Genomic DNA, 8,259 nt, shown 5'->3' with positions numbered 1-8,259 from the left:
CGCTGGACGGGCTTCCACGGGTTCTGGTTGGGGACGCTCGACCCGCACGGGTTCAGGACGTGGCTCTGCGGGACGCGGCTCTAGCTCAGCAGGGGTTGCTGGAGACTGCGGACGAACAGGCGGTGGCTCTGCGGGGGACGATGGGGCTGCCTGAACAGGGTCACTATTGCGAATCTTGCGAGGCTCGGAACGGGTGTCTGGGGAGGCTTCGCGAGCCGCAGGAGAACTGGGCGATCGCGCGGGTGCTGCCTCCTCGGATCGACTGCGAGAGCGGCTGCCAGAACCAGAAGATTCTCCCTCCGAGTCGCCTCCAGTTGCCGGGCCAACGAGCGTTCTCCGGGGGCGAATTCGCTCTGCCTTGATGGAACCTTTGCGATCGCCGCGCAGGTTGGGCTGCGGGAACGACTCGACCGGCATTCCCTCGGTTGCTTGCGCCATATAGTTGCGCCATACGAGGGCAGCCGTGCTGCTGGCTCCCGCCGTCGGGCGGTTGTTGTCATTGCCCAGCCATACCCCCGTCACCAGTTGAGGAATATAGCCAATGAACCAGAGGTCGCGCTTGGCATCGGTAGTTCCCGTTTTGCCAGCGACGGGTCGGCCCCGCAGCGCTGCGTTGCCGCCTGTGCCACCATTCACTACACCCCGCAGCATCCAGGTCATGATATTGGCGCTGTCGGTATCTACAGCCTGCTCTGGCGTGAAGTTTGCCTCGTAAATCACGTTGCCAAAGCGGTCGATGATTCGCGTGATGCCGTGTGGCTCGATGTGCTTCCCTTGAGCAGCGAGAGTGCCATAGGCGCTGGTGAGTTCCAGCAGGTTGACCTCCAGCGTGCCCAGCGCCAGCGAGTAGGCAGGAATCAGCTTGGACTGAATGCCCATGCGCTTAGAAATTTCCATCACCGGATCAAATCCCGCATCCAGCAGCACCTTGACTGCGATGACGTTGATTGAACGGGCTAGCGCATCCCGCATGGACATGTGGCCGGAATGCCGCTCGCTGTAGTTCTTGACCTCGTAGCCATCAACGACAAACTTGGAGTCCAGATAGCTCTTATAGGGGGAGAGTCCAGCAGCGATCGCCGCTGTATACACAAAAGCCTTGAAAGTCGATCCGGGCTGTCGCTGCGCCTGGGTTGCCCGGTTAAACTGACCCGCAACCAAGTCTTTTCCGCCCACCAGCGCCTTGATTTCGCCTGTGCGGGGGTCGATAGAGACCAAAGCCGCTTCAGAAAACCGCTCCCATCGTCCATAGCGCTCGACGGCTTTGGCTACCGTTTCCTGAGCAATAGCTTGCCACTTGGGATTCAGCGTCGTCTCGATGGTCAATCCGCCCACTTCCAACACCTCCGGGCTAACGCGCTGAGGCAGTTCTTGCTGGAGGATGTAGGAGGTAAAGTGGGGCGTTTGGCTGATGAGATTACGGGGCTGGCTGGGCGTTAGCTTAATTTCTGCTGCCTTTGCCTCCGCCAGTTCTGCGGCAGTAATGAATCTGGACTCATACATTTGCTCCAGCACGATATCGCGGCGGCTGCGGGCCAGATCAGGGTTCACCAGCGGCGAGTATTCGCTGGGGGCAGGGGCCAGTCCAGCAATCATGGCCATTTCAGACAGCGAAAGCTCGCCAATCGGCTTGCTGAAATAAATCCAGGCGGCATCGCCCACGCCATACGCGCCCGAGCCCAAATAGACCAGGTTCAGGTAGCGCTCCAGGATTTGATCCTTGGTTAGCTCATTTTCCATTTTGTGCGCCATCAGCGCTTCCCGCAGCTTGCGGTCGAGGGTGCGCTCCTGCCCCAGAAAGACGATCCGCGTCACCTGCTGGGTGATGGTGCTGGCCCCTTCGACTACTTCGCCAGCCGATAGGTTTGCCAAGGCTGCCCGGGCGATCGCCCGATAGTCCACGCCATTGTGTTCGTAAAACTTTTTGTCCTCAGCGGCGATGAAGGCGTTTATCATCGTCTCTGGGATCTGGTCGAGCGAGAGCGCCTCTCGCGTCGCGGGCCCAAGCTGTTGCAGCACCGTGCCATCTGCCGCCTTGATGGTCATCGAGCCGTCGCGGGTATAGGTCAGCGCGTCTTCTGGGTCGGGTAGCTCGCTCTGGATCTGGCGCACCGTATCGATGGCCGCCATGCCAAAACCGCCTGCACCCGCCAGAGCCGCCATCACCACCCAGGCATACCAGGCCTGATAGAACCGACGGGGCGATCGCTTAGGCGGCTCCAGATCGGGGTTGGGTTTTGACCATTCCACGAGTGCCGGGTCGGGCTGGGGTGGAGCAACAGGCACCGCTGCATCCGCAGGAGCCTGAGTGGAGGCTTCTACAGGCAGATCGGCTGGCGTGTCCTGCGTCGAAGTGTCGTCTGCAAACGGGACACCCAAGCCGCTTGAGGTTTGAGCCAGACGGTCGTCCTTGCCGCTGTGTAGCCCATCACCCTCTGGCTTGACCCAGCCCTGAACTCGATCAAAGAAACCTGTCACGCTAACTCTCCCCACTGAAACCGCACAGACAGAGCGAATTTGGAAAAGACCGATTTGGACTCATCAAACTGCTCTGGTTGCAATCGTGGCGCTGGGCCAGACCTGGAAGATTTGCAAAACCACAAATCCTGAGATTGTTGCCCCCGCCACCGCTATACCCCAATGCCGTAACCTGCTGCTATGAACTGCTATAACATTGCGAACTGCTACGACGCTGCTATGACCACGACGCTGCTATGACATTGTTACCTACGTAAGCGCCAATCGTCTGCGATCGCGCCTGAGATGACCCATGAGTCCAGATCTATCGATTAACGATAAAAACCAGCCCACAGAACACAGTTGAGCCTGGAAAGCTGACTATTGCTTTGCTATCAGCAATAGGACAACTTCAATCTATCGAACCAAAGAAATGAATCAAACAAAAGCTTAACCTAAAAATCGGGTTCTATGAACCTTTGTGACAGTTATGCAACGGTGGATTTACAAGAAACTCGTCCCAGTGCTTGCCCCAGCGATCGCCCCAGTCGCTACCCGGCGATCGCCCTCAATCAGCCGCTATGCCCCTGACCCAGCGCTCTCTAGCACGCCAAATTCTCGCAGCGCAGGCAGAAAATTTTGATGTTCATGGCTAGACTGGCTGAGCTTGATCAGCGCAAATCGCTGGAGCGGATCGAGGCGGCTCCACTGTTCAGTTGTAAGGCACACACCCACGCGCTGCCCCTGCTGCTGCACCGAGTCGGGGATTTGGTGTGCATTGAGCCAGGCGGGCTGCGGATCGAGGGGCAAATCGGCTGGGCGATCGCCCCCTTGGGCAGCCACCAGGTCATACACTCGCTGGCGATAGGCGGCGATGTCTGCCTCGCTTTGGCAAGGCAAGTCGAGCAGCAGTTGGCGATCGCCCCAAGACAGCGCGTGCCAATGGGTCAGCTTCAGCTTTATCCCACAGGTGTCGAGGTTATAACGGACGCGCATGGGCACGCACCGCAGCGAATCGGCAAAATCCTGCTCAAAACGGAAAACCTGGCTCAACCGTATAGCCCCCTTGTCAGGTCTGTAGCTGCATAAGGCCGCCGCCTTGGGGTCGGCTAGAACTCTTGCAGACGATACATCCAGTCGAAAAACTGCGGATCTTCGTCAAAGCAGATTAGATCAAGATGGCTGGGGTTGTCCAGAAAATCTTGCGCCAGCAGATAGCCTGCAATCGTCCAGGTCTGATACTTACGTGAGGCCTTGCCCACGTAGCGTCCGGCCTTGCCGTCATAATACTCTGGCCACTCGTCTTCACTGAGGCGGCGTTCGGCAATGGCCATGGCTCGACGACACAGATCCGTCCGTCCCGTTTTTTGGCAGGCCGCCGCCATCAGCCACAGCAGCATCGGCCAACTGCCGCCATTGTGATACGACCAGGGCACATTCTTCGGGTCGCAGCCCGTTAGAATCTTCCACTCCTGATCCACGACGGCGGGATAGCAAATCTTCATGGGCATCTGCCCCACCAGGTCATCCCAGCGCTGCTCGATCAGGTTCATCACCTGCCGCGACTCTTCGGCGTTGGTCAGCGACGATACGACGGCCATCAGGTTGCCCAAGGCAAAAAAGCGAAAGTCCAGCCGGGCCGGGCCCAAGTTGCCCGCCAAGTAGCCGCCTTCATCGGGCATCCAGTCGAATGTCCATTCGGGAATTGAATCGGGATAGATATTAAACTTGTTGACTGCGCCCTCGCCAAATTCTTCGCCGTGGTAGCGATAGATGGTGTTCAACCGCCGCGCATCCAGCCAGTAATACTGGCGCATATGGTAGTTCAAAATGCTGAGGCGCTGGTTGATGACCTGGATGTGGATATCGTTGCGCGGGCCTGGAGCCAGCAGTTCCCGGGCCGACATCAGCGCCGCATAGAACAGGGTTTGGATTTCTAGCGGATGCCCATCTACGCCCATGCGGCGGTCGATCATGAACGCGCCATCGGGGACAAGCATGGTGGGATACATGTCGAAGCGATCGGCCATGCAGAGCTTGAGAATCCACAGGATGCCCTGCTGAAACTCTGGCTGGTGGGCCAGATCCAGGTCGCCCGTTGCCTTGACATAGGCCCGCAGCAGAATAATCCACCAGAGGCAGGAATCGACAGGCGTGACGCGGCCAATGGCGTGTTCACCGAAATCTGCCACCAGGTATTGCTTGCCTTCGGCGGTGACGACTTTGAAACTGGCGGGCATCAATCCCCGGCCAGCGTAGAAGTAGTCCATCTGCTTTTCGCCGCTCTGGAGCGCCAGGGTTTCCACCAAAAAGTTGCGGACGATTTCGGGGCGGCCGTGGGTGAGAAATACCAGTGCTGAGGACACAAAATCCCGCACGAAGCACTGATCGTAGTTCAGGGCTTCGACGCTGGGGTCGCAAGCTGCTACGGTGCCGACGGGGCGATCGCCGTAATACACGATCGACCGCTCCAGGAGTTGCCAGGCTTCTGTTACAAGATTTGTCGTAGTCTTCATTGCCTAACCTGCAAGTGGCTTAAACAAGGATTTAGAACGGTGAACTCAGTAAACGATGCAGATCATTAACTAGCCAGTTAACTGAAAAAGATGCAGAGCCAAGACCAGTCCCGGAAGCGCGGAGGACGCGCCCTGAATCTCAGTTCCTCAGGTTCTACCGGCTCTTCTACAGGCTCTAAATGTGGGCAGGGTTGAGGGGATTGAGGCGCTTTTCCATTCCACAGGAATTTGATCACCAAAAGCATCCCCCGACGTGCCTAGCCAGATGCGGTGAGGCGTGGCCCATTTCCGGGCGATCGCCCCAAGCCATCCAGCAAAAGCAGCCGACCCTCCAGACTCGAATCCTCTGACATCTGTCCTAAATGCAAACAGACTCGGTGACTCAAAAGTCCAGAAACAGCAAACCATCGGGGCGCTTATAAACAAGCAACCCTTCGGCTTAAAGCGCTATAAAAGCAGCTAGATTTCCAGGAGCGACAGGCGAATGTTAGATATTTGCGAGAACACGTTTGGGGAAACGTGCTTTCAAAAACATAAATCAACGGACACACGCCCCTATAAAGAAGAACACATCCTTAGGAGAATGTGCGCTCTTAAAAACGTGTTCCATCAGGAAATGAGCTGACCTCGGACTTCATCAATGCCGGAAAGCCTATCGTAAAGGACGATCCTGTAGTCGCGCGGTGGATCTACAAAAACGACCATTCGATTTAGCTTAAAGGCGGTTGCCTCAGTCAGCAACTCTACAGCGTTTAACGTAGCCCTAACAATTAGTAAAGGGCTTCAAGATTTCTGGTCTGAAAGCGTGACGCGGCTCATTGCCACCCAACTCTTCGTTAACAGAAACAGCCTTGAGAGAATTCAGAGAATTCTTCGAAGCCTGCTTCTGGACACTGGGCGATCGCGCAATGTGCCTTGTACTGCTAATCAACCCCACCTTCAGCAAAGGGCTAACCCTGGCAGGTTATCGCCAAAGTTTGGCCCCATACTGAACCAACGCTACTGACCTGGCAAACTCGAACACTGCGATCGCTCTTTTGCGGCGATCTTAGCGTCAACTTTACAGAGATAGCATAAGTAAGTTTTCTTAGGAGCCGAGAGATGCACCCGAAACCGTGGTCTAGAAGTATGCCAGCGTCAAGATGGACAGGCTGAAACCCACGCATAGCGCCGGTTCAGACCGCCATTCAGATGCCCACACAGACTCCGTTGGCGCACAGGCTTAGTGAATCACTCCACCCATTCCCCATTTCCCCCTTTGAGAACCCGATAGACATCGGCCAAACGGCGGATATATCGAACTCGTCATCCCCAAAAGGGCAAACTAGGAATCATCAGGTGAAGTACACCGTAGGGTTTTCCCTGAGAAAAGCCCTACGCAAAATTCCGATATATCTAAAATAATATTTTAGTAGCCCTTTTGACTGAATGAAGCGCTAAGGTCACAAAACCAATATAAAATTGGAACCTTCTATAAAAGCTTTATCCATCTGTCATGGAGTCTGGACGTATGGCTCAGGCAAATTGCGCTGGTAGATTTCCCAGGTAGGCCGCCCAGTTAAATTCTCCAGCAGAAGTGAGGTAGGCCCGTCGTTTGGCGGAGGCCGAGGTCTGGAGCGCCAGATGGAGACTTGGCGTGGGTATCGCAGTCAGGCGCTCGGCCCATTCAATAGCAACAATGCCCAGCGGCAAATCCTGCCCCGCCCAATACTGGTCTAGATACAGCGCTTCTGTTTCCGCTGGCTCCAGTCGATACAGATCCATGTGATAGAGCGGAATGCGTCCCTCGGTATATTCGTTCACGAGGGTAAACGTGGGGCTGACGATGGGGTCTGAAATGCCTAAACCAAGCCCAATGCCTTGGACAAGCGTGGTTTTGCCTGCGCCGAGGTCGCCTTCCAAAAGCAAAATGCTGCCCGCCGGGAGCGATCGCCCCAAAAATTCTCCCAAGCGCTGGGTGGCGACAGCATCGGGCAGGTCGAGGGTCAAAGGCAACAGTTGAGCAGACATGATGAACCGAAGCAGCTATAAATACAGCAAGAAAGATTACGGCAAGAAATATTACGGCAAGAAATATTAGGAACTTCAGGATTCGCGAGCGCCTGCAACCCATTATGCGAGGTACAGGTCAACATGGGTTCTCCGCCTTGCGGTGGTTCTAGAACTCAGACTGTTTAGAACTCAGATGGTTAGAAGTCAAACTCTCTAGATCAGACTCTTTAGAATAGTAAGAGCGTTCACCCCTTGCCATCGTGACCTACGAACCGCTGCACCACAAATATCGTCCCCAGACCTTTTCGGAACTGGTGGGCCAAGAGGCGATCGCCGCCACGCTGACCAACGCCCTGCGTCAGCAAAAGATCGCCCCGGCGTACCTGTTCACTGGGGCACGCGGCACAGGCAAAACCTCCAGCGCCCGGATTTTGGCAAAATCGCTGAACTGCCTGCAAGCCGGGCAGCCCACCGAAAAGCCCTGCGGTCAGTGTGAGGTCTGCCGCATGGTGGCCCAGGGCACCGCGCTAGACGTGATCGAAATCGATGCCGCCAGCAATACAGGCGTAGACAACATTCGTGAACTGATTGAGCGGGCCCAGTTTGCCCCAGTCCAGTGTCGCTACAAGGTGTATGTTGTCGATGAATGTCATATGCTCAGCAATGCGGCGTTTAATGCTCTGCTGAAGACGCTGGAGGAGCCGCCGCCCCATGTGGTGTTTGTGTTGGCGACGACCGACCCACAGCGGGTGCTGCCGACGATTATTTCGCGCTGCCAGCGGTTTGACTTTCGTCGTATTCCACTGGAGGCAATGGTGACGCATCTGGGGGCGATCGCCCGCGCCGAGTCTATCCCCATCACGCCAGAGGCGCTGCATCTGGTGGCGCAAATCTCCCAGGGCGGGCTGCGCGATGCGGAGAGTTTGCTCGACCAGCTCAGCTTGCTGGAGGGCGAAATCTCTACGGAGAAAGTGTGGGATTTGGTGGGCGCTGTGCCAGAGCGGGATTTGCTGGATCTGGTGAGGGCGATCGCCGCTGACCAGCCCGCCCTCGTCCTCGACAGCGCCCGCCGCCTGATGGATCGGGGGCGGGAACCGCTTGTCGTGCTGCAAAACCTGACCAGTTTCTACCGCGACCTGCTGATTGCCAAAACCGCGCCCAGCCGCAGCGACCTGGTTGCCATCACGCCCAATACCTGGGCAGAAATGTGCGAGTTTGTCGCATCGCTGCCCATCGAGATGCTGCAACAGGGGCAGCAGCGCTTGCAGGAAAACGAGCCGCGCATGCGCCAGAG

The 8,259-nt window shown here is 56.6% G+C and carries 5 protein-coding genes; 1 reads left to right on the top strand and 4 read right to left on the bottom strand.

Annotated elements, in window-relative coordinates:
• The 4 genes from IGS51_RS03630 to tsaE all read right to left on the bottom strand — a co-directional run.
• Positions 1–2,478, bottom strand: a 2,478-nt coding sequence (locus tag IGS51_RS03630; RefSeq protein ID WP_297076020.1) for a transglycosylase domain-containing protein, incomplete at its 3' end; no start/stop codon positions are given.
• A gap of 558 nt (positions 2,479–3,036) precedes the next feature.
• Positions 3,037–3,510 (bottom strand): nitrate reductase associated protein, encoded by a 474-nt coding sequence (locus IGS51_RS03625; RefSeq protein WP_297076017.1) that lies wholly within the window; start codon positions 3,508–3,510, stop codon positions 3,037–3,039.
• Positions 3,511–3,566: 56 nt separating this feature from the next.
• Positions 3,567–4,973, bottom strand: a complete 1,407-nt coding sequence (locus IGS51_RS03620) for a glycoside hydrolase 100 family protein (RefSeq protein ID WP_297076014.1) — start codon at positions 4,971–4,973, stop codon at positions 3,567–3,569.
• A 1,515-nt stretch (positions 4,974–6,488) separates the two neighbouring features.
• A complete protein-coding gene (gene tsaE, locus IGS51_RS03615; protein WP_367279247.1) occupies positions 6,489–6,962 on the bottom strand; it encodes a tRNA (adenosine(37)-N6)-threonylcarbamoyltransferase complex ATPase subunit type 1 TsaE in 474 nt (157 codons plus the stop codon).
• 263 nt (positions 6,963–7,225) lie between these two features.
• Between tsaE and IGS51_RS03610 the strand changes: the two genes are divergently transcribed.
• Positions 7,226–8,259, top strand: a 1,034-nt coding sequence (locus IGS51_RS03610) for a DNA polymerase III subunit gamma/tau (protein WP_297076010.1), incomplete at its 3' end; no start/stop codon positions are given.

This window comes from Thermoleptolyngbya sp. M55_K2018_002, assembly GCF_015295965.1.
Taxonomy (GTDB): domain Bacteria; phylum Cyanobacteriota; class Cyanobacteriia; order Elainellales; family Elainellaceae; genus Thermoleptolyngbya; species Thermoleptolyngbya sichuanensis.
The sequence above is the reverse complement of the archived record's forward strand: the minus strand, read 5'-3'. Positions and strand labels throughout refer to the sequence as shown.

Bases quoted from the DNA above. Each gene is read 5' to 3' on its own strand.
- IGS51_RS03620 (WP_297076014.1), bottom strand. From the start codon at position 4,973: ATGAAGACTACGACAAATCTTGTAACAGAAGCCTGGCAACTCCTGGAG.